This window comes from Herbaspirillum sp. WKF16, assembly GCF_028993615.1.
GTDB lineage: Bacteria > Pseudomonadota > Gammaproteobacteria > Burkholderiales > Burkholderiaceae_D > Herbaspirillum.
This window is the reverse complement of record NZ_CP118632.1, coordinates 725,662-745,464: the sequence shown is the minus strand read 5'-3', so window position 1 is coordinate 745,464 and position 19,803 is coordinate 725,662. Positions and strand designations below refer to the sequence as shown.

The window sequence follows — 19,803 nt, the reverse complement described above, 5'->3', positions numbered from 1 at the left end:
CGCGGCGCCTCCTCGTTGCCCATCCCATGACCGCTCCCGCCGCGGCGCATGCCCATGCCCGCGCGTGAACCCGCGCCGCCCGCCCGCGAACCGGGCGGGATCGATCCGCCTCCCGCATCGCCGCGCAAGAAGCGGCGCGCCATCGCCACCCAGCCGGTGGAGCGCATCCAGCGCTCGCTGTTCGGCGAGATCCTCGACTGGATGCTGGCCCCGCTGCTGCTGCTGTGGCCCATGAGCATCGCCATCACCTACCTGATCGCGCAATCGATCGCCAACCAGCCCTTTGACCGCGCGCTCGAAGACAGCGTCACCGTGCTGGCGCAGCAGGTTTCCGAGATCAACGGCAAGGTGGTCGCGCGGCTGCCGGTCTCGGCGCGCGACCTGCTACGCGCCGACGATATCGACAACATCTACTACAAGGTCAGCGGCCCCGCCGGCGAATACGTCGAAGGCGATGTCGACATGCCGCAGCCCCCGCCCGACGACGACCGCAGCAACCTCGGCACGGTGCAGTTCCGCAATGACATCCTGCACGGCAGCGACGTGCGCATCGCCTACGTGCAAGTCGACCTGCGCCGCAGCGCCGCGCAGCGCGCCGCTTCGCACGAACCGCGGCTGGCCACGGTGCAGGTGGGCGAGACGCTCGAGAAGCGCGCCCAGCTGGCCAACGAAATCATCAAGGGCGTGATCCTGCCGCAGTTCATCATCCTGCCGGTGGCGCTGGCGCTGGTGTGGTTCGCGCTCTCGCGCGGCCTGTCGCCGCTGTCCGAACTGCAGCAGCGCATCCGCGCGCGCCGCCCCGACGATCTCTCGCCGATCGACTCCGGCCAGGTGCCCGAGGAAATCTCGCCGCTGGTGCGCTCCCTGAACGACATGCTGGCGCGCCTGTCGCAGACCATCGCCATCCAGAAGCGCTTCATTGCCGACGCCGCGCACCAGATGAAGACGCCGCTGGCGGGCATGCGCATGCAATCCGAGCTGGCGCTGCGCCAGGACGACCAGGTCGATGTGCGGCGCTCGCTGGAACAATTGGCCCAGAGTTCGGAGACCGCCACCCGCCTGGTCAATCAGCTGCTGTCGCTGGCGCGCGCCGAGAACCAGCAATCGCAGGCCGGCGGCATGGCGCCGGTGGAACTGAACGAGCTGGCGCGCACCGCGGTGCAGGACTGGGTGCCGATGTCCTTCACCCAGCGCATCGACCTGGGCTTCGAGCAGCCCGGCCATCCGATCATGATCACCGGCAACCCCATCATGCTGCGCGAGCTGCTCTCCAACCTGCTCGACAACGCCCTGCACTACACGCCGCACGACGGCAGCGGCCGCGTGACGGTGCGCGCGCGCACCGAGGAAGGCGGCGGGCTGGCGATCCTGGAAGTGGAAGACAATGGCCCCGGCATTGCGCCGGCCGAACGCGCGCACGTGTTCGAACGCTTCTACCGCATCCTCGGCACGCCCAGCACCGGCAGCGGTCTGGGGCTGGCCATCGTGCGCGAGATCGCGCAGCAGCACGACGCGCTGGTGGAAATCTCCAACAACCCGCGCAGCGCCGACCCCAAGCATCCGGGCAGCCTGTTTCGCGTCAGCTTCCGGTTGATGCCGCGCACGCCCTTCATCGACGACATCGGCTGACATGAACCAAGCCCCCTCCCACAGCACCGGCGACGCCGGCAACCATTGGAGCAAGACCCGGCGCCTCACCGCCGTGCTGCTGTCGGTATGGTTCCTGGTCACCTTCTTCTTCATCTTCTTCGCACGCGAGCTGGACCAGGTGCACCTGTTCGGCTGGCCGATCTCCTTCTACATGGCGGCCCAGGGCATGATGCTGATCTACCTGGCCATCGTGGTGATCTACATGCGGCGCATGAAGCGCATCGAACAGCTGATGTACGGCGACCAGGGCGAACACATCGAACAGGGCGAGCACCGGCATGGAGAGTAACCGCGACTTCTTCTGGCGGCTGACCCGCTACTACTCGCTGTACACGGCGGGCTTCATCGCCTTCCTGTGCGTGCTGGCCATCCTCGAGCACGAAGGCATGCCGCGCTCGTGGATCGGCTACCTGTTCCTGTTCGTCACCATCGGCCTGTACGCGGCCATCGGCGTGGTGTGCCGCACCTCGGACGTGCCCGAGTACTACGTCGCCGGGCGCCGCGTGCCGCCGCTGTTCAACGGCATGGCCACCGCCGCCGACTGGATCTCGGCGGCGACCTTCATCAGCCTGGCCGGCGGCCTCTACCTGCAAGGCTTCGACGGCCTGGCCTACATCCTGGGCTGGACCGGCGGCTATTGCCTGGTGGCGCTGCTGATCGCGCCCTACCTGCGCAAGTTCGGCCAGTACACCATCGCCGACTTCCTGGCCGCGCGTTACCCCGGCAAGTACGGCGGCAACCTGATCCGCATCCTGGCGGTGGCCGCCACCATCCTGATCTCCTTCACCTATGTGGTGGCGCAGATCTACGGCGTCGGCCTGATCACCTCGCGCTTCACCGGCATCGACTTCTCGATCGGCATCTTCCTCGGCCTGGCCAGCATCCTGGTGTGCTCCTTCCTGGGCGGCATGCGCGCCATCACCTGGACCCAGGTGGCGCAGTACATCATCATCCTGTTCGCCTACCTGATCCCGGTAATCTGGCTCTCGGCCAAGCACACCGCGGTGCCGGTGCCGCCGGTGGCTTACGGCGCGGTGCTGCCCAAGCTCAGCGCCATCGAGCACAAGCTGGAGAACGACCCGAAGGAGCAGGAAATCCGCAAGATCTTCCAGGCGCGCGCCGACGACTATGACGCCAAGCTGAAGAACCTGCCGCATTCGTGGGAAGAAGGCCGCCTCGAGGCGCAGCACCATATCGACGACGTCAAGCGCGACACGCGCGCCTCGCTGGCCGAGATCAAGGCCGCCAGCCGCGCGCTGTCGTCCTACCCCAAGACCCCGGAGGAGGCCGAGCGGCGCTGGAGCGATGCGCGCGCGGCCAACCTGGCGCGCGCGCAGCCGCCGATCTCGCAGACCGAACCCTTCCCCGGGCGCGGCAAGGGCCGGGAGCGGGAGAGCTCCGACATCCAGCGCAACAACTTCCTGGCGCTAGTGTTTTGCCTGATGCTGGGCACCGCCGCGCTGCCGCACATCCTGATGCGCTACTACACCACGCCCACGGTGTCGGCGGCGCGCAAGTCGGTGTTCTGGACCCTGTTCTTCATCATGCTGATCTACCTCACCGTGCCGGCGCTGACGGTGCTGGTGAAATACGACATCTACACCTCGCTGGTGGGCAGCAGCTACAGCCACCTGCCCGACTGGGTCTACTACTGGGCCAACATCGACAAGATCAATCCGCTGGTCTCGATCACCGACATGAATCGCGACGGCCTGGTGCAGCTGGGCGAAATCTCGATGGACGGCGACATCATCGTGCTGGCCATGCCGGAGATCGCCGGCCTGCCGTATTTCATCTCCGGCCTGGTAGCCGCCGGCGGCCTGGCGGCGGCGCTGTCGACTGCGGACGGCTTGCTGCTGACGATCTCCAACGCGCTCTCGCACGACATCTACTACAAGGTGGTCGACCCCAGCGCCTCCTCGCAGAAGCGCGTCACGATCTCCAAGCTGCTACTGCTGGTGGTGGCGCTGCTGGCCGCCTACGCCGCCTCGCTCAAGCCCGGCGACATCCTCTCCATGGTCGGCGCCGCCTTCTCGCTGGCCGGCTCCACGCTGTTCCCGGCGCTGGTGCTGGGCGTGTTCTGGAAGCGCGCCAACCAGGCCGGCGCGGTGGCCGGCATCGTGTGCGGTTTCCTGATGTGCGTGTACTACATGCTGCACACCAATCCCACTTTCGGCGGCAACGCGGCGGCGCAATGGTTCCACATCGCGCCGATCTCGGCCGGCGTGTTCGGCGTGCCGGTGGGGATCGCCGCCATGGTGATCGTCAGCCTGCTCACGCCGCCGCCCGACGAGGGCACGATCGCGCTGATCGACCACATCCGCACTCCCTGAAAAAAGCCGGCGGCGCCCATTGCGAACCGGAGCTCCGGCCCTACATGCGTTGGCAAAGCGCCATCAGGGAACTCCCGATGCCTGCGCGGCGGCCATCGGCTATCATGAAACGGCCAGCCATATCCCAATCGCCGCCACAAGCGGCGCCAGCCCGTACATGTCGCCACACGCCCAATTACCGCAGAGCAATGGGCCAGAGCCGGCCCACCGGCCATCGCCAATGCAGCACCCATGCTCCCTGCCGGGAGCCGCAGCACCTCATCCACGGCAATACCTCATACCGGCGCCGCCCGGCGCCTTCGCTCGTCACCAAGGGGAAAAACATGCCGTTCAAACAGACAAAGGTCGCGACCAAACTGGGACTGGGCTTCGGCCTGGTGCTCCTGCTGCTGGCCACCATCACCGCCATCGGCATCGCGCGCATGGTGCAGATCAACAGCCAGGTCGACAATATCGTCAACATCAACAACGTCGAGATCCGCGCCGTGATGACCATGCGCGCGGCCATCTTCGAACAGTCCATCGCCGTGCGCAACGTGGCATTGATGACCGACCGCGCCGCCATCGACCGCGAGCTCGACGGACTGCTGAAACAGGATGCGCGTTACAAACAGGCGCAGGCCAAGCTGCAGGAGATGTTCAGCATCGACCAGCAGACTTCCGGCCGCGAGAAGGAATTGCTTGCCGCCGCCACCGCCCAGTCGACCGCCGCCAGCGCCCTGTTCACGCGCGCGCTGGAACTCAGCCGCGGCGGTGAAGAGGCGGAGCTCAAACGCTTCATCACCGATGAGATCGGGCCGCGCCAGATCGAACGCCGCACCACCCTGGCCGAACTGGCCACGCTGGAGGACGAATCCAACCAGCAAGCCGGCCTGCACGCGCAAGAGGTCTACCAGAGCGCGCGCCTGCAGATGTTGGTGATCGGCGGCCTGGCGCTACTGATCGGCGTGATCGCCTCGCTGCTGATTGCGCGCAACCTGCTGCGCCAGCTGGGCGGCGAACCATCCTATGCGGCCGACATCGCCCAGAAGATCGCCCAGGGCGACCTGACGGTGGAGGTCGAGGTGGGCGATCAGGACAAAACCAGCATGCTGTTCGCCATGAAGCAGATGCGCGACGCGCTCACCCGCATCGTGGCCCAGGTGCGTCACGGCACCGATACCATCGCCACCGCCAGCGGCGAGATCGCGCGCGGCAACCTCGACCTGTCATCGCGCACCGAGCAGCAGGCCAGCTCGCTGGAAGAAACCGCCTCGTCGATGGAAGAACTCACCTCCACCGTGAAGCAGAACGCCGACAACGCGCGCCAGGCCAACCAGCTGGCCAGCTCGGCCTCCAGCGTCGCCTCCGAAGGCGGCCAGGTGGTGCAACAGGTGGTGGACACCATGGGATCGATCAACGCATCCTCGCGCAAGATCGTCGACATCATCGGCGTGATCGACGGCATCGCCTTCCAGACCAACATCCTGGCCTTGAACGCGGCGGTGGAAGCGGCGCGCGCCGGCGAACAGGGACGCGGCTTCGCCGTGGTGGCCTCGGAAGTGCGCACGCTGGCGCAGCGCTCGGCCTCGGCGGCCAAGGAGATCAAGCAGCTCATTGACGACTCGGTGGCCAAGGTCGACACCGGCAGCAAGCTGGTGGCGCAGGCCGGCGGCACCATGGACCAGGTGGTGGCGAGCGTGCGCCAGGTCACCGACATCGTAGCCGAGATCTCGGCCTCCAGCCGCGAGCAAAGCGAGGGCATCGAGCAGATCAACCAGGCGGTGCTGCAGATGGATCAGGTCACGCAGCAGAATGCCGCGCTGGTGGAAGAAGCGGCGGCGGCGGCGCAGTCGCTGCAGGATCAGGCCGACTCGCTGCAGCAGATCGTCAGCATCTTCCGCATCGACGGCCGCCAGTTGGCCGCCATGGGACGCCCAGCGAAATCGGAACCTCAGCGCAGCGCGCCGGCCGCGGTGGCGGCAGCTCCCGCGCCGCGCGCGCAACAGGCGCCGCAGTCGCGCCCGGCCTTGCCCGCCAAGCCGGCGCCGGAACGCAGCAAGGCGGTGGCCGGCGATGACGATTGGGAGCAGTTCTGAGTTATCGATAGAAAACGGCCGACGCCGGATGCCGTTCAGCCAGGTGCGGAACGGCATTTTTCTTTGTCAGAAGTCTTATTGAATCGACGCGCGCGAGAGAGAAAACGACGCTGGGCGCCTGCTTTCGCAGGGGCGACGGGGGTGGGGTTTCGGGTAATTTTTCCTCACTGGGAAAAGCGCGACCCAGTATGGTTGAGCGCATCTCGCCGGCCGCCTCAAATCGACAACTGCAAACCCTGCGCCTCCTCGCCCGGCATCACCGTCACCGCCACCTGCATGCTCTGCTGGCCGCCGCCGATCAGCACGCCGCGCAAGGGCGAGACGTCGAGGAAGTCGCGGCCCCAGCCCAGCGTGATGTGGCTGGTGTCGGCGAACACGCCATTGGTGGGATCGGCGTCGATCCACGCGCCGCCGTCCTCGCCCGGACAATACACCGAGACCCAGGCGTGCGAGGCGTCGGCGCCGATCAGGCGCGGCTGGCCCGGCGGCGGCTCGGTCAGCAGGTAGCCGCTGACGTAGCGCGCGGCCAGCCCGATCGAGCGCAGGCAGGAGAGCATCAGGTGCGCGAAGTCCTGGCACACGCCGCGGCGATTGGCGAAGACCTCGGTGACCGGCGTGGACACCGTGGTGGCGGCCGGGTCGAAGGCGAACTCCCGGTGGATGCGCAGCATCAGCGCGCGCACGCCTTCCACCACAGGCAGGCCGGGGCGGAAGCATTCGGCCGCGTAGCGGATGAACTCGCGCTTGATGCGCACATGCGAGGACTCGAACAGGAAGTTGGACGCATCCAGCATGCCTGGCGCCATCGACTGCGCGCCGTGGTAGGACATCAGCGCCACCGCCTCCTCCCATGACATGCCGGCCTGTGGCAGCCCGCGCGGCGTCAGCTCGACCCAGGAGTCGGCGTGGACGTCGAGGCTGGTGTGGTCGGTATCCAGCGAAAACGCCTTGATGACGTTGCCGAAGTTGTCTTCATAGCTGCGCACCAGCTGCGGCGCCGGCTGGATATCGACGTTGTGCGACAGGCAGCGCTGCCACGGCAGCTCGCGCGGCGTCAGGTGCAGCATCTGGTGCGACAGGCGCACCGGCAGCGCATAGCTGTAGGTGGTCTGGTGGCGGATCCGGTAGACCAGGCGTTCGGACCCGGCCGCGATATCTTGCGTCTGCATCTCAGACCCCCTGGCTGACCGGGGCGGTCAGCGGCGTGAAGTAGTGACGCGACAAATCGTCGGACAGCATGTAGCCGCCGTTGACGGCGTCGCGCATGAGTTGCGCCAGGCGCGCGTTGGCCTCGGCGGCGCCGGGCGATCCGTGCGCGAAGTCGGCCAGGTTCATCGCCTCCAACTGATGCGCCAGGTGCGAGGGAATGGTCATGCTGAGCAGGCCCAGCTGCTGCGCGATGTCGGCCAGGTATTGCTGCAGCATGCGGAACTGGTAGGCCATGCCGTGCGGATTGCTGATGTCGAACACCAGCAGGTGCAGCACCGGCAGCCACTCCGGCGTGCGCCGGTAACGCACGCGATAGGTGACGATGCTGCTGGCCGACTCCAGCAGCCAGGACAGCGCGGCGGTCTGGCGCTGCGGCGGCAGGCGCAGGAAATTGTCGAACAGCGTGGCCATGTTGGCCATGCGTTCGATGTGGCGCCCCACCATCAGGAACTGCCAGCCGGCGTCGCGCGTCATGTCGTCCAGCGCATGCCCGGCCAGGCCGGAGCAGGCATCGATCACGTTGCTCAGCACCTGCTGGGCGGCGGCCGGCGTGTTGGCGCGGTCCTGCACCATGGCCGGCATCTTGTTCAAGGCATGCCAGTTGTCCAGCGACAGGTGCTCGCGCACCTGGTAAGCGGCATTGGCCAGCTGGCGCAACTGGGTGGCGATGCTGACCGGCACCGACGGATCGACCACCGCCGCCTGCAGGCTTTGCTGCAGGCCGGTGATGGTCGGGCGCGGATCGGACTTGGGCATCTGCACGCCCAGCTGGCTGCAGATCCAGGACACGCTGCCCAGCATGCCGCGGCTTTCGGTCTGGCCGTCCATCGTGTATTGCAGCGTGGTGCGCAACAAGCGCGCGAGGTTCTTCACGCGCTCCGAATAGCGTCCCATCCAGAAGAGGTTCTCGCCGGCATGCGAAGAGACGTCTACCGTGCTGCGGATCAGCGTGCCGTCGGCGGCGGCGACGCCGGCCGCCTCGTCGCCCAGCTGGTCCGGCGCGGATTCGCCTTCGCGCAGGACCCACACGTCCTTGGTGGTGCCGCCCTGCTGCATCGACACCACGTCGCGCCGCTGGCGCGACGCCACGCGCGTCAGGCCGCCGGGCATGACGTGGTAACCGCCCTCGCCGTCGGCCACCGCGAACACGCGCAGGCTGACGGTGCGGCTCATGAGGCGGTAGTCGCCGCTGCGCGACATCACCGGCGCCTGCGACAGGCGCACCCACTCTTGCGCGGCATAGGCGTGCGGCTGCAGCTGCAGGCTTTCGATCAGGCGGCGCCGCGCAGCGCCCGTGACCGTGTGGCCGAACACCGGCAGCATGCGCATGCTGGAAAATGCCGGCACGATCACCAGGTCGTCGAAATGCTCCAGCGTGTAATCCAGCGCCGGCTTCTCGCCGCACCACCACGACGCCACCGCCGGCAGCATCAGCGTCTCGCCCAGCAGGCGCTCCGAGATGGCCGGCAGGAAACCGTGCAGCGCGGTCGACTCCAGCACGCCGCTGCCCAGCGAATTGGCCACCAGCACATTGCCCAGGCGCGCGGCCTGGGTCAGGCCGGGCACGCCCAGCGCGGAGTCGGCCCGCAATTCCAGCGGATCGCAGTAGTCGTCGTCCATGCGGCGCAGGATGGCGTGCACCCGGCGCAGGCCGTTCAAGGTCTTCAGGAACACCTGGTCGCCGCGCACCGTCAGGTCGACGCCCTCCACCAGCGGGAAGCCCAGCGTGTGCGCCAGGAAGGCGTGTTCGGAATAGGTTTCGTTGTACGGCCCGGGTGTGAGCAGCACGATCAGCGGCGCCTCGCCGTTGGCCGGCGCCAGCCGCGTGAGGGTGGAGCGCAGGGTATGGAAGTAGCCGTGCGGCGACTCCACCTGCATGTCGCGCAAGGCCTCGGGCATGGCGCGCGACATGATCTGCCGGTTCTGCAGCGCATAGCCGGTGCCCGAGGGCCCCTGGGTGCGGTCCGAGACCACCCACCAGGTGCCGTCGGCCGAGCGCGCCAGGTCGATCGCGTAGGCATGCAGGTGCACCCCGCCCGGCGGCTTCAGGCCGTGGCAAGGCATCAGGTAGCCGTGCTGGCCGAACACCAGCGCCGGCGGCAGCAGGCCTTCACCGATCATCGCCTGGTCGCCGTAGATGTCGGCCAGCACGGCATTCATCAGGCGCGCGCGCTGGCTTACCGCGCGCGACAGGAAGCGCCATTCGTCGGCCGCCACCACTTGCGGCAGCAGGTCCAGCTCCCAAGGCCGGTTGGCGCCCTTGGGATCGGCATAGACGTTGTAGGTGACGCCGTCCGAGGCGATGGCGTCGCGCACCTCGGTGGCGCGCCGGCGCAGCATGTCCGGCGACAGGTGTTCCAGCTGGTCGATGAGCGTTCGCCAGTGCGGCCGCAGGCTGCCGTCGGGCAGCAGCATCTCGTCGTAGCGATCGCTGCTGACCGGATAGCTTTCCAGTAAACGCTGGTGCATAGGTGAGGTCGAACCGGGCCGCGCGGATCGCCCGCGCCGGCGGCGCGGCGGGCCGCGCGGCCCGGCTGAGTTAGAAGTAGCGCAAGTCTAACGTAAAAGGAAACTCGATAGACGGCCGTCCCGGCTGGATATCGAATTTTCCCGGCGTATGGTTCAGGCGGAAGTAGCGCGCCAGGCGGCGGCTTTCCGCCTCGAAGGCGTTGACCGGGAAGGTCTCGTAGTTGCGCCCGCCCGGATGCACAACGTGGTACTGGCATCCGCCCAGGCTGCGGCCGTTCCAGGTGTCGACCAGGTCGAAGGTCAGCGGCGTGTCCACCGCGATGGTCGGATGCAGCGCCGACGGCGGCTGCCAGGCGCGGTAGCGGATCCCGGCCACGAACTGGCTCACCGTGCCGGTGGGCTGCAGCGGCACGGCCACGCCGTTGCAGGTGAGCACGTAGCGGTCGGGCGCCATGCCGGTCACCTTCACCTGCAGCCGCTCCAGCGAGGAATCGACATAGCGCGCGGTGCCGCCGGCGGTGCTTTCCTCGCCCAGCACGTGCCAGGGTTCGAGCGCGGTGCGCAGTTCGATCTCCATGCCCTTGACGGCGTAGTCGCCGATCTTGGGGCAGCGGAACTCCATGTGCGGCGCGAACCACTCCGCCTTCATCGGATAGCCGGCCTCGTTCATGTCGGCGATCACGTCGCCGAAATCCTGCTCGATGAAATGCGGCAGCAGGAAGCGGTCGTGCAGCTCGGTGCCCCAGCGCACCAGGCGCGCCGGCTTGTAGGGCTGCTTCCAGAAACGCGCCACCAGGCCGCGCAGCAGCAACTGCTGGGTCAGGCTCATGCGCGCATGCGGCGGCATCTCGAAGGCGCGCAGTTCCAGCAGGCCCAGGCGGCCGGTGGCGCTGTCGGGGGAGTACATCTTGTCGATGCAGAACTCGGCGCGGTGGGTGTTGCCGGTGACGTCGATCAGCAGGTTGCGCAGCAGGCGATCCACCAGCCACGGCGGGCATCCGCCGCGCGCGACCTGGCGCTCCATCTCGCTGAAGGCCAGCTCGATCTCCACGGTGGAGTCGTTGCGCGCCTCGTCGATGCGCGGCGCCTGCGAGGTGGGGCCGATGAACATGCCCGAGAACAGGTAGGACAGCGAGGGATGGTTGTGCCAGTAGGAGATCAGGCTGCGCAGCAGGTCCGGCCGCCGCAGGAAGGGCGAATCGCCGGTGGTGATGCCGCCCAGCACCATGTGGTTGCCGCCGCCGGTGCCGGAGTGATGGCCGTCGAGCATGAACTTCTCGGTGGTCAGGCGCGAGGCGCGCGCGGCGTCGTACAGGTGGGTGGTCTGCTCCACCAGCTCGTTCCAGTCGTTGGCCGGCTGGATGTTGACCTCGATCACGCCGGGGTCGGGCGTGACGCTGAACTTGCGCAGGCGCGGATCGTTGGGCGGCTCGTAGCCCTCCAGCAGCACCGGCTGCTTGAGCTCCTCGGCCACCGCTTCGATCGCGGCCACCAGTTCGAGGTAATGCTCCAGATGCGACAGCGGCGGCATGAAAAGGTAGAACACGCCGTTGCGCACCTCGGCGCACAGGCCGGTGCGGGTGATGTGCTTGGCCGACTCGAACGCGGCCGGCGCCGCGGAGGATGCCGCTGCCGATTCGCTGCCGGCCGCCGCCGGCGACGATGCTGCGCCCGCTCCCGCCGCGCCTACGCGCGCCACGAGCTCCTGCGGCCCGCCCGGCTGGCGGCGGATCATGGTCGCGCCGGGCAGCGGACGGAACAGCTGCGAAGGATCGGCCGCATGCACCGCCGGGTATTCGCTGTCGGTGACCCAGGGCAGCGAATCCAACGGCAGGCGATAGCCCAGCGGCGAATCGCCGGGATGCAGGTAGCAACGCTCGCTGCGCAGGAACCACGCGCCGCTCTGCCAGCCGCTCTCGTCGAAGCGGCGCGCCAGCGGCAGCACATGGCCGACCGCGCTTTGCAGGCCCTGGGTGAACACGCGCATCAGGCGCGCGCGCTCATGCTTGTCGTCCACGCGCGAGTCGAAGGGATCGACGTTGCCCGGCAGGCGGCGCTCGCGCCACATGTAGTAGAACACGTCCTCGTAGGCGGGGAAGACGTTCTTGCCGTCCACGCCCAGGCGCTGCGCCACGCGGTGCAGGAAGTGGCTGGTGACGATCTTGTCGGTGACGTTGGGACGGGTCTCGTCGCCGATCAGCGCCGGGTTGTGCCAGATCGGCTCGCCGTCGCGCCGCCAGTAGCAGTTCAGCGCCCAGCGCGGCAGCTGCTCGCCCGGATACCACTTGCCCTGGCCGAAGTGCGGCAGGCCCTGCGCGGCGTACCGGTCGCGCATGCGATGGTAGAGCTCGGCCGCCAGCGGCTTCTTGGTCGGCCCCATGGCGGCGGTGTTCCATTCCGGCTCGTCCGGGTAGTCCAGCGCCACGAAGGTCGGCTCGCCGCCCATGGTCAGGCGCACGTCGCCGGCGGCCAGGTCGGCGTCGATGGCGTGGCCCAGCGCCTCGATCGCGCTCCACTGCTCCTCGCTGTAGGGCTTGGTCACGCGCGGCGCTTCCCACACCCGCGTAACGCTCATCAGGTGCTCGAACTCCACTTCGCAGGGATCGACCAGGCCCGACACCGGCGCCGCCGAAGCCGGCTCCGGCGTGCACGATAAGGGAATATGGCCTTCTCCGGCGAACAGGCCCGAGGTCGGGTCCAGCCCGACCCAGCCGGCGCCCGGCAGGTAGACCTCGCACCAGGCGTGCAGGTCGGTGAAGTCGGCCTCGGGACCGGAGGGGCCGTCCAGCGATTTCTGGTCGGCCGTCAGCTGGATCAGGTAGCCGGAAACGAAGCGCGCCGCCAGGCCCAGGTGGCGCAGCAACTGCACCAGCAGCCAGGACGAATCGCGGCAGGAGCCCGACTTCAGCTTCAAGGTCTGCTCGGGCGTCTGCACGCCGGGTTCCATGCGGATGGTGTAGTCGATATGGTCGGCCAGCTGCTGGTTCAGGGCCACCAGGAAATTGGCGCTACCCATCTTCTCGCGCGGGATGCCGTCTAGGAACTTCTTGAACAGCGGCGACAGCGGCAGTTTCTGGCGGTACGGCAACAATTCGTTCTGCAGCTCTTGCGCATACTCGAACGGAAACTCTTCGGCGTAGGGCTCCAGGAAGAAATCGAAGGGATTGATGACCGACATCTCGGCCACCAGGTCGACCTCGATCTTGAATTCGGTGGTGGGCTCGGGGAACACCAGGCGGGCCAGGTAGTTGCCTTCCGGATCCTGCTGCCAGTTGATGAAATGCGGCTCCGGCAGGACCCGCAGCGAATAGCTCAGGATGCGGGTGCGGCTGTGCGGCGCCGGGCGCAGGCGGATGGTTTGCGGCCCCAGGTTGATGGCACGGTCATAGTGGTACGAGGTGACATGGTTCAACGCCACGTGAATTGACATGTAGATCCTTTACGGCGAGCAAATGGTTGAAGTGCTGACGATCTTGGCCGGCATGCCTGCCGTTCGATGCGGGCCGCATCCGAACGCACGGCGCTGCCGGATTGTTCTTACCGCTTCATTACCTGTTTTCCCGAGGGCCCGGCCATGCCGGCGCGCCTACCTGTGGTGCATATTAATGAAATCCCTCAGGCGCGGATAGATTTCGTTCTCCCAGCGGCGGCCGTTGAATACGCCATAGTGCCCTACCGCCGTCTGAACATGGTGCAAGCGCATGTAAGGCCGGATCGCGCTGCACATTTCCTGTGCGGCCAGGGTCTGGCCGACGGCGCAGATGTCGTCCTTCTCTCCTTCGATGGTGAACAGCGCGGTGCGCCGGATCGCAGCCGGCTTCACGGCGCGTCCGCAGTACTGCAATTTTCCCAGCGGCAGGGCATGCTCCTGGAAGACCGCGCGCACGGTCTCCAGGTAGAACTCCGCCGGCAGGTCGGCCATGGCGAAGTACTCCTCGTAGAAGGTCTTGATCTGCATGGCCTTCTCGTCCTCGCCCTCGACCAGGTGCTGGTAGAGGTTGCGGAAGGCGTCGACGTGGCGGTTCAGGTTCATGTTCATGAACGCCGTCAGCTGCACGAAGCCGGGATAGACCCGGCGTCCGGCGCCGCGGTGGCGCGCCGGCACGGTGCTGATCATGTTGTCCTCGAACCAGGCGATGGGCTTGCTCTTGGCCAGCGCGTTGACGGCGGTAGGATTGACCCGCGTGTCCAGCGGCCCGGCCATCAGCGTCAGGCTGCGCGGCTGCGCCGGGTTGCCGTCCTCGGCCATCACCGCGGCCGCGGTCAGCGCCGCCACCGTGGGCTGGCACACCGCCAGCAGGTGCGCGCCCGGGCCCAGCGTTTCCAGGAAGGAGATCACGTGGGAAACGTATTCATCCAGGCCGAAGCGGCCGTGCCCGGCCGCGACGTCGCGCGCGTTGTGCCAGTCGGTGATGTAGACGTCATGATGGCGCAGCAGGGTCTTGACGGTGCCGCGCAGCAGCGTGGCGAAGTGGCCCGACATCGGCGCCACCACCAGCACCTTGGGTTGGGCGTCGGATGTTTCCTTGCGAAAACGCAGCAGGCTGCAGAAGGGCGTGGCGGTCACGACTTCCTCATGCACCGCAATTGTGCGCCCACCATCTTCCACCTCGGGAATGCCGAAGTCCGGCCGGGCATGGGTGAGCTGGGTGCGCGCGAAGACGTCGCAGGCCGAGGCCAGCTTGCGCATGACGGGATGGGCCGGCAGGCCGGGCCACTGAACTCCGAACACAGGCGCCAGCATCCTGGCCGAGACCCTCAGCGGGTCGGTGGCGTCGGCGTATTGCTGGTAGAGCTGGTAGGTATTGATCATGAGGACGCCGCCCTTTTCGTTCTGACTCGTTTTTGTCTCTTCTAGCTGCCCGCTCGTCCCCCTTCGATGCAATATGCATGCCACGGACGGCGCCGGGCCAATACAGGCGCAGCCTCTGTTTGCCGACGCCTGGCGGCGACAAAACGATGGGCTGGCACGCGCTTTGCAAGCGCACAGGACAGGCGCTTGCATATGGGCCGCCTGCCCTCCCGGAGGAGTCGCGATGCGCGACGCCGGACGGCAGTTGCAACGTCGCCATCGCGCGCCTTGTGCGGCCACCGATACGACGTGCTCAAAGTCAACATTCGCGACAAGAGAGATAAAGGACTGACATGCCTAAGACGACTTTGCGCATCACCAGCAAGAACTACTCCTCGTGGTCGCTGCGCGGCTGGCTCCTGGCCAAGTTCGCGGGCCTGTCCTTCGAGGAAGACATCGTGCCGCCGGACGACCCGACGGCGCGCGCGGAGATCCTGCTCTTGTCTTCCTCCATCCTGGTGCCCAGCCTCAAACATGGCGAGGTGCTGGTGTGGGACACGCTGGCCATCGCCGAATACCTCAATGAAATCCGCCCGTCCGCCAAGCTGCTGCCGGCCGACCAGGCGGCGCGCGCGCATTGCCGCTCGGTCTGCGGCGAAATGCATTCGGGCTTCTCGGCGCTGCGCGCGGCGTTGCCGATGAACCTCAAGGCGCACTTCCCCAACTTCAAGGTGTGGTCGCGCGCCGAAGCCGACATCGTGCGCATCACCACCATCTGGAAGGAATGCCTGGCCAAGTACGGCGGCCCGTTCCTGTTCGGCGAGCAGCGCACCATGGCCGACGCCATGTATGCGCCGGTGGTGACGCGCTTCATGACCTACGACGTCAAGCTCGATCCGGTGTGCACGGCCTACGGCAAGCGCATCATGGCCATGCCGGAGATGCAGGCCTGGATCGCCGCGGCGAAGAAGGAGCCTGAGGATATCGATGAGCTGGACGTAGAGTTCTAGGACGCGCCCGAGTCGTTTTCAGCGAACGCGTCCGGGGGCGCGGCATCCGCCGCGCTCATTTGTCGCAAGCCGAATGCGGGACGCCGCAGAAAGGATGGATGTGATGAACACCGTAGCTGAAAGCGCATTGACGAAGAACAGTTTTTCCCATGTGTGCGAGGGCGACACGCCCTATGAATCCGGCGGCCTGCGCGACTTCTTCCTGTACCGCGACCTGGGCATCGCCGCGGCCACCGGAGGGCAGGTCGTGGCGCAGCTGGTGAAGGCCAACATGGCGCCGGAACAAGGCACGGGGTGGCACCGGCACGAGGCCAACTTCCATATCGTCATCATGCTCAAGGGCTGGGCGCGCTTCATGTACGGGCAGGAAGCGACGCTGGTGAAGGCGGGCGACTGCGTGCACCAGCGGCCGGGCATCGTGCATTTCCTGTTCGACTACTCGCCTGACATGGAGTACCTGGAGATCGTCAGTCCGGCCGACTTCACCACCATCGACATGCCGGCGCCCTGCGCGGTGCCGGCGCCGACGCCGTGGAGCTGAACAGCCGGATCGGACTAACTTTTCCAGAACGCGCCGGCCGCTCGCGTTGCGGCGCCGGCGCGGCATGCAATCGCAACGTAACCGGCAAGTCAAAACCATGAAATTTTCCACTGTCCAAAACCATATGCCTCTGATAGTCTTTAATCGCGCACGCCAGCAGGCGCGCGCAGTTTCAGCAGATCCCCTCGCCGCATTCGTCGTTTAATTCAACCTAAAAAAGTTCCTGTCCAGGCAGGAAAAAATGAATCAAGTCTATGGCACATTTTTTCGATGAGATGTATTCGGGAAGCGCCGCAAGCGACGACCCGCAAGTGCGTCAGCACTATGCCGAATTCGCCAACTGGCTGTCCGCGCAATCGGCTGAAACCATCGCCCGCAAACGTGCCGAATCCGATCTGATCTTCCGCCGCGTCGGCATCACCTTCGCGGTCTACGGCAACGACGCGGGCACGGAGCGGCTGATCCCGTTCGACATCATTCCGCGCATCATCCACAAGGCCGAGTGGGCCAAGCTGGAGGCCGGGCTGGTGCAGCGCGTCAAGGCGCTCAACATGTTCATCCACGACATCTATCACGAGCAGAAGATCGTCAAGGCCGGCATCATCCCGGCCGAGCAGATCTTCCAGAACGCGCAGTACCGGCGCGAGATGCAGGACGTGAACGTGGTCAACGACATCTACGCGCACATCGCAGGGGTCGACATCGTGCGCGCCGGCGAGGGTGAGTTCTACGTCCTGGAGGACAACCTGCGCGTGCCCTCCGGCGTGTCGTACATGCTGGAGAACCGCAAGATGATGATGCGGCTGTTCCCCGACCTGTTCACGCGCCACAAGATCGCGCCGGTGGATCATTACCCCGACCTGCTGCTGGACAACCTGCGCTCGGTCGCGCCGGCCGGCGTGACCGATCCGGTGGTGGTGGTGATGACGCCGGGCATGTACAACTCGGCCTACTTCGAACACGCCTTCCTGGCCCAGCAGATGGGCGTGGAGCTGGTCGAGGGCCAGGACCTGTTCGTCAAGGACAACGTGGTCTACATGCGCACCACGCGCGGCCCCAAGCGCGTGGACGTGATCTACCGCCGCATCGACGACGACTTCCTCGATCCGCTGGCCTTCCGCCCCGACTCCGCGCTGGGCGTGCCGGGCCTGCTGCAGGCCTACCGCGCCGGCAAGGTGACGCTGACCAACGCCATCGGCACCGGTGTGGCCGACGACAAGTCGATCTATCCGTACGTGCCGGACATGGTCAAGTTCTATCTCTCGGAAGAGCCCATCCTCAACAACGTGCCGACCTACCAGTGCCGCAAGAAGGAAGACCTGTCCTATACGCTGGCCAACCTCGACAAGCTGGTGGTCAAGGAAGTGCACGGCGCCGGCGGCTACGGCATGCTGGTGGGGCCGGCTTCCACCAAACAGGAAATCGAGGACTTCCGCGCCCGCGTCATCGCCAAGCCCGACGGCTACATCGCCCAGCCGACGCTGGCGCTGTCGGTGTGCCCGACCTATGTCGAGGCCGGCATCGCGCCACGCCACCTGGACCTGCGTCCGTTCGTGCTGTCCGGCAAGAACGTGACGATGGTCAAGGGCGGGCTGACGCGCGTGGCGCTCAAGGAAGGCTCGCTGGTGGTGAACTCGTCGCAGGGCGGCGGCACCAAGGACACCTGGATTCTGGAGAAATAAGATGCTCAGCCGTACCGCCGATCACCTGTTCTGGATGGCCCGCTACACCGAGCGCGCCGAAAACACCGCGCGCATGCTCGACGTGCATGTGCAGACCGCGCTGCTGCCGCAATCGACCGACGACGCCGAGCAAGGCTGGCGCGCCGTGCTCGGCATCTCCGAGCTGCTCTATGGCTACGACCAGAAATACGACAAGCTCACGCAGAAGGACGTCATCGACTTCATGGTGCGCGACCCCGACAACCCGTCGTCGATCGCCTCCTGCCTGCGCCAGGCGCGCGAGAACGCGCGCGCGGTGCGCGGCGCGCTGACCACCGAGGCCTGGGAAATCCAGAACGCCACCTGGATCAAGATGCAGTCCTACCTGCAGACCAATGCGCTGGAGCAGAACCCGAGCGACTTCTTCGAATGGGTCAAGCACCGCTCGCACCTCTCGCGCGGCGTCACCATCGGCACCATGCTCAAGGACGAGGCCTTCCACTTCATCCGCCTGGGCACCTTCCTGGAACGCGCCGACAACACGGCGCGCATCATCGACGTCAAGTTCCACGGCGCCAAGGAAAGCCAGTCGCAGAAACAGAACGGCCAGTTGCAATCGCAATCGCAGTCCGGCGTGGAAGACAGCAGCCAGATCGACTTCTACTACTGGGCCGCGATCCTGCGCTCGGTGTCGGGCTTCGAGATCTACCGCAAGGTCTACCGCGACGTCATCACCCCCGAGCGCGTGGCCGAGCTGCTGATCCTGCGCTCCGACATGCCGCGCTCGCTGCTGGCCTGCATGGGCCATGTGCTGTCGAACCTGAAGAACGTCCACAACGACGTCTCGGCCGATACCGAGCGCTTCGCCGGCAAGCTGCACGCCGACCTCAAGTTCGCGCGCCTGGAAGAGATCCTCGACGAGGGGCTGCACGACTACCTGACGGTGTTCCTGGAGCGCATCTTCGAGCTGGGCAATCGCATCAGCCGCGATTTTCTTGTTCCTTTGGCAGCATGAATATTCATTTATTGGAGCCCGCCGCCTAAGAAAATTCTGAATCGCGCCGTTAGTGTAGGTACACGGCGACAGTCCGGCCCGCCCGCAACTTTTGCCGGCGGGCCTTATTGTAAAATCCGGCTTTTACATTTTCAGATCACATCATGACCTATTGCGTTGCCATGCGCCTGAACACTGGCCTGGTATTCCTGTCCGATTCCCGTACCAACGCAGGCGTCGACCATATCGGCACGTTCCGCAAGATGAGTGTTTACGAGAATCCGGGCGACCGCGTCATGGTGATGATGACCGCAGGCAACCTCTCGATTTCGCAGTCGATCCGCCAGATGCTCAACGAGCGCACCAACGCCGAGGGCCGCACCATCTGGACCGCCACCTCGATGTATGAGGCCGCGCAGATCCTGGGCGACGCCATCCGCGCGGTGCACGACCGCGAGGCCGGCGAGCTGGGCAAGTTCGGCATCGACTTCAACGTCAGCATCATCTTCGGCGGCCAGATCAAGGGCGAGCGCTGCCGCCTGTTCCAGATGTACTCGGCAGGCAACTTCATCGAGTCGCACGACGAGAACACCTATTTCCAGATCGGCGAGGCCAAGTACGGCAAGCCCATCATCGATCGCGTCGTCACGCCGCAGACCACGCTGGACGAGGCCGCCAAGTGCGCGCTGATCTCAATGGACTCGACGCTCAAATCGAACATCTCGGTGGGCCTGCCGCTGGACCTGCTGATCTACCGCAGCGAAGAGCTGGCGGTGTCGCGCTTCGTCACCATCGACGAACAGAACCAGTATTTCCAGATGATCCGCCGCAGTTGGGGCTCGCAGCTCAAGCGCGTGTTCGAGGCGATCGACGATCCGGTCTGGGATGCGGCGCCGGAAGCCACCGCGAACGTGCTCTCTTCGGTGTCCGACCACAGCGAGCCGGTGCGCGTGCCGCCGCCGGCCGGCGTGGCGCGCGAGCCGCAGGCCGTGCCGCGCCAGATCCTGGCGCACCAGGACGGCGACTCGGAACAGGCCAGCTGACAAGGCATTTGCATCGAGGCAAT

The 19,803-nt window shown here is 66.3% G+C and carries 13 protein-coding genes; 9 read left to right on the top strand and 4 right to left on the bottom strand.

Features of this window, described 5'->3' with window-relative positions; all coding sequences use genetic code 11:
- Positions 1–54 precede the first annotated feature (54 nt).
- From Herbaro_RS03295 to Herbaro_RS03280, 4 genes are all read left to right on the top strand, one after another.
- Complete coding sequence (locus Herbaro_RS03295; RefSeq protein ID WP_275012420.1) at positions 55–1,629, top strand: sensor histidine kinase; 1,575 nt, start codon at positions 55–57, stop codon at positions 1,627–1,629.
- A 1-nt stretch (position 1,630) separates the two neighbouring features.
- A complete protein-coding gene (locus tag Herbaro_RS03290; RefSeq protein ID WP_275012419.1) occupies positions 1,631–1,939 on the top strand; it encodes a DUF4212 domain-containing protein in 309 nt (102 codons plus the stop codon).
- Entirely contained in the window at positions 1,929–3,983 is a 2,055-nt protein-coding gene (locus Herbaro_RS03285) for a sodium:solute symporter family protein (protein WP_275012418.1), read from the top strand. The genes Herbaro_RS03290 and Herbaro_RS03285 overlap by 11 nt, the downstream gene beginning before the upstream one ends.
- 323 nt (positions 3,984–4,306) lie before the next feature.
- The gene (locus Herbaro_RS03280) at positions 4,307–6,061 is read left to right on the top strand and encodes a methyl-accepting chemotaxis protein (protein ID WP_275012417.1); all 1,755 of its coding nucleotides are present in this window, start codon (positions 4,307–4,309) and stop codon (positions 6,059–6,061) included.
- Positions 6,062–6,276: 215 nt separating this feature from the next.
- On the opposite strand, the gene Herbaro_RS03275 is transcribed toward Herbaro_RS03280, so the two are convergent.
- From Herbaro_RS03275 to Herbaro_RS03260, 4 genes are all read right to left on the bottom strand, one after another.
- Positions 6,277–7,230, bottom strand: coding sequence for a transglutaminase family protein (locus Herbaro_RS03275; RefSeq protein WP_275012416.1), 954 nt, complete (start codon positions 7,228–7,230; stop codon positions 6,277–6,279).
- A 1-nt stretch (position 7,231) separates the two neighbouring features.
- On the bottom strand, positions 7,232–9,739 hold the full coding sequence (locus Herbaro_RS03270) for a circularly permuted type 2 ATP-grasp protein (RefSeq protein ID WP_275012415.1): 2,508 nt from the start codon (positions 9,737–9,739) through the stop codon (positions 7,232–7,234).
- Positions 9,740–9,809: 70 nt separating this feature from the next.
- A complete protein-coding gene (locus Herbaro_RS03265; protein WP_275012414.1) occupies positions 9,810–13,169 on the bottom strand; it encodes a transglutaminase family protein in 3,360 nt (1,119 codons plus the stop codon).
- A gap of 156 nt (positions 13,170–13,325) precedes the next feature.
- Positions 13,326–14,552: a polyhydroxyalkanoate depolymerase gene (locus Herbaro_RS03260; protein WP_275012413.1), complete on the bottom strand. Its 1,227-nt coding sequence runs from the start codon at positions 14,550–14,552 to the stop codon at positions 13,326–13,328.
- Between the two features lie 332 nt (positions 14,553–14,884).
- On the opposite strand from Herbaro_RS03260, the gene Herbaro_RS03255 reads away from it, so the two are divergent.
- The 5 genes from Herbaro_RS03255 to Herbaro_RS03235 all read left to right on the top strand — a co-directional run bounded on the left by Herbaro_RS03255 (position 14,885) and on the right by Herbaro_RS03235 (position 19,780).
- On the top strand, positions 14,885–15,541 hold the full coding sequence (locus Herbaro_RS03255; protein WP_275012412.1) for a glutathione S-transferase family protein: 657 nt from the start codon (positions 14,885–14,887) through the stop codon (positions 15,539–15,541).
- A 103-nt stretch (positions 15,542–15,644) separates the two neighbouring features.
- Positions 15,645–16,082, top strand: a complete 438-nt coding sequence (locus Herbaro_RS03250; protein ID WP_275012411.1) for a cupin domain-containing protein — start codon at positions 15,645–15,647, stop codon at positions 16,080–16,082.
- A 254-nt stretch (positions 16,083–16,336) separates the two neighbouring features.
- On the top strand, positions 16,337–17,764 hold the full coding sequence (locus Herbaro_RS03245) for a circularly permuted type 2 ATP-grasp protein (RefSeq protein ID WP_275012410.1): 1,428 nt from the start codon (positions 16,337–16,339) through the stop codon (positions 17,762–17,764).
- 1 nt (position 17,765) lies between these two features.
- Complete coding sequence (locus Herbaro_RS03240) at positions 17,766–18,758, top strand: alpha-E domain-containing protein (protein WP_275012409.1); 993 nt, start codon at positions 17,766–17,768, stop codon at positions 18,756–18,758.
- A 143-nt stretch (positions 18,759–18,901) separates the two neighbouring features.
- Positions 18,902–19,780, top strand: a complete 879-nt coding sequence (locus tag Herbaro_RS03235; RefSeq protein WP_275012408.1) for a proteasome-type protease — start codon at positions 18,902–18,904, stop codon at positions 19,778–19,780.
- Positions 19,781–19,803: the final 23 nt, after the last annotated feature.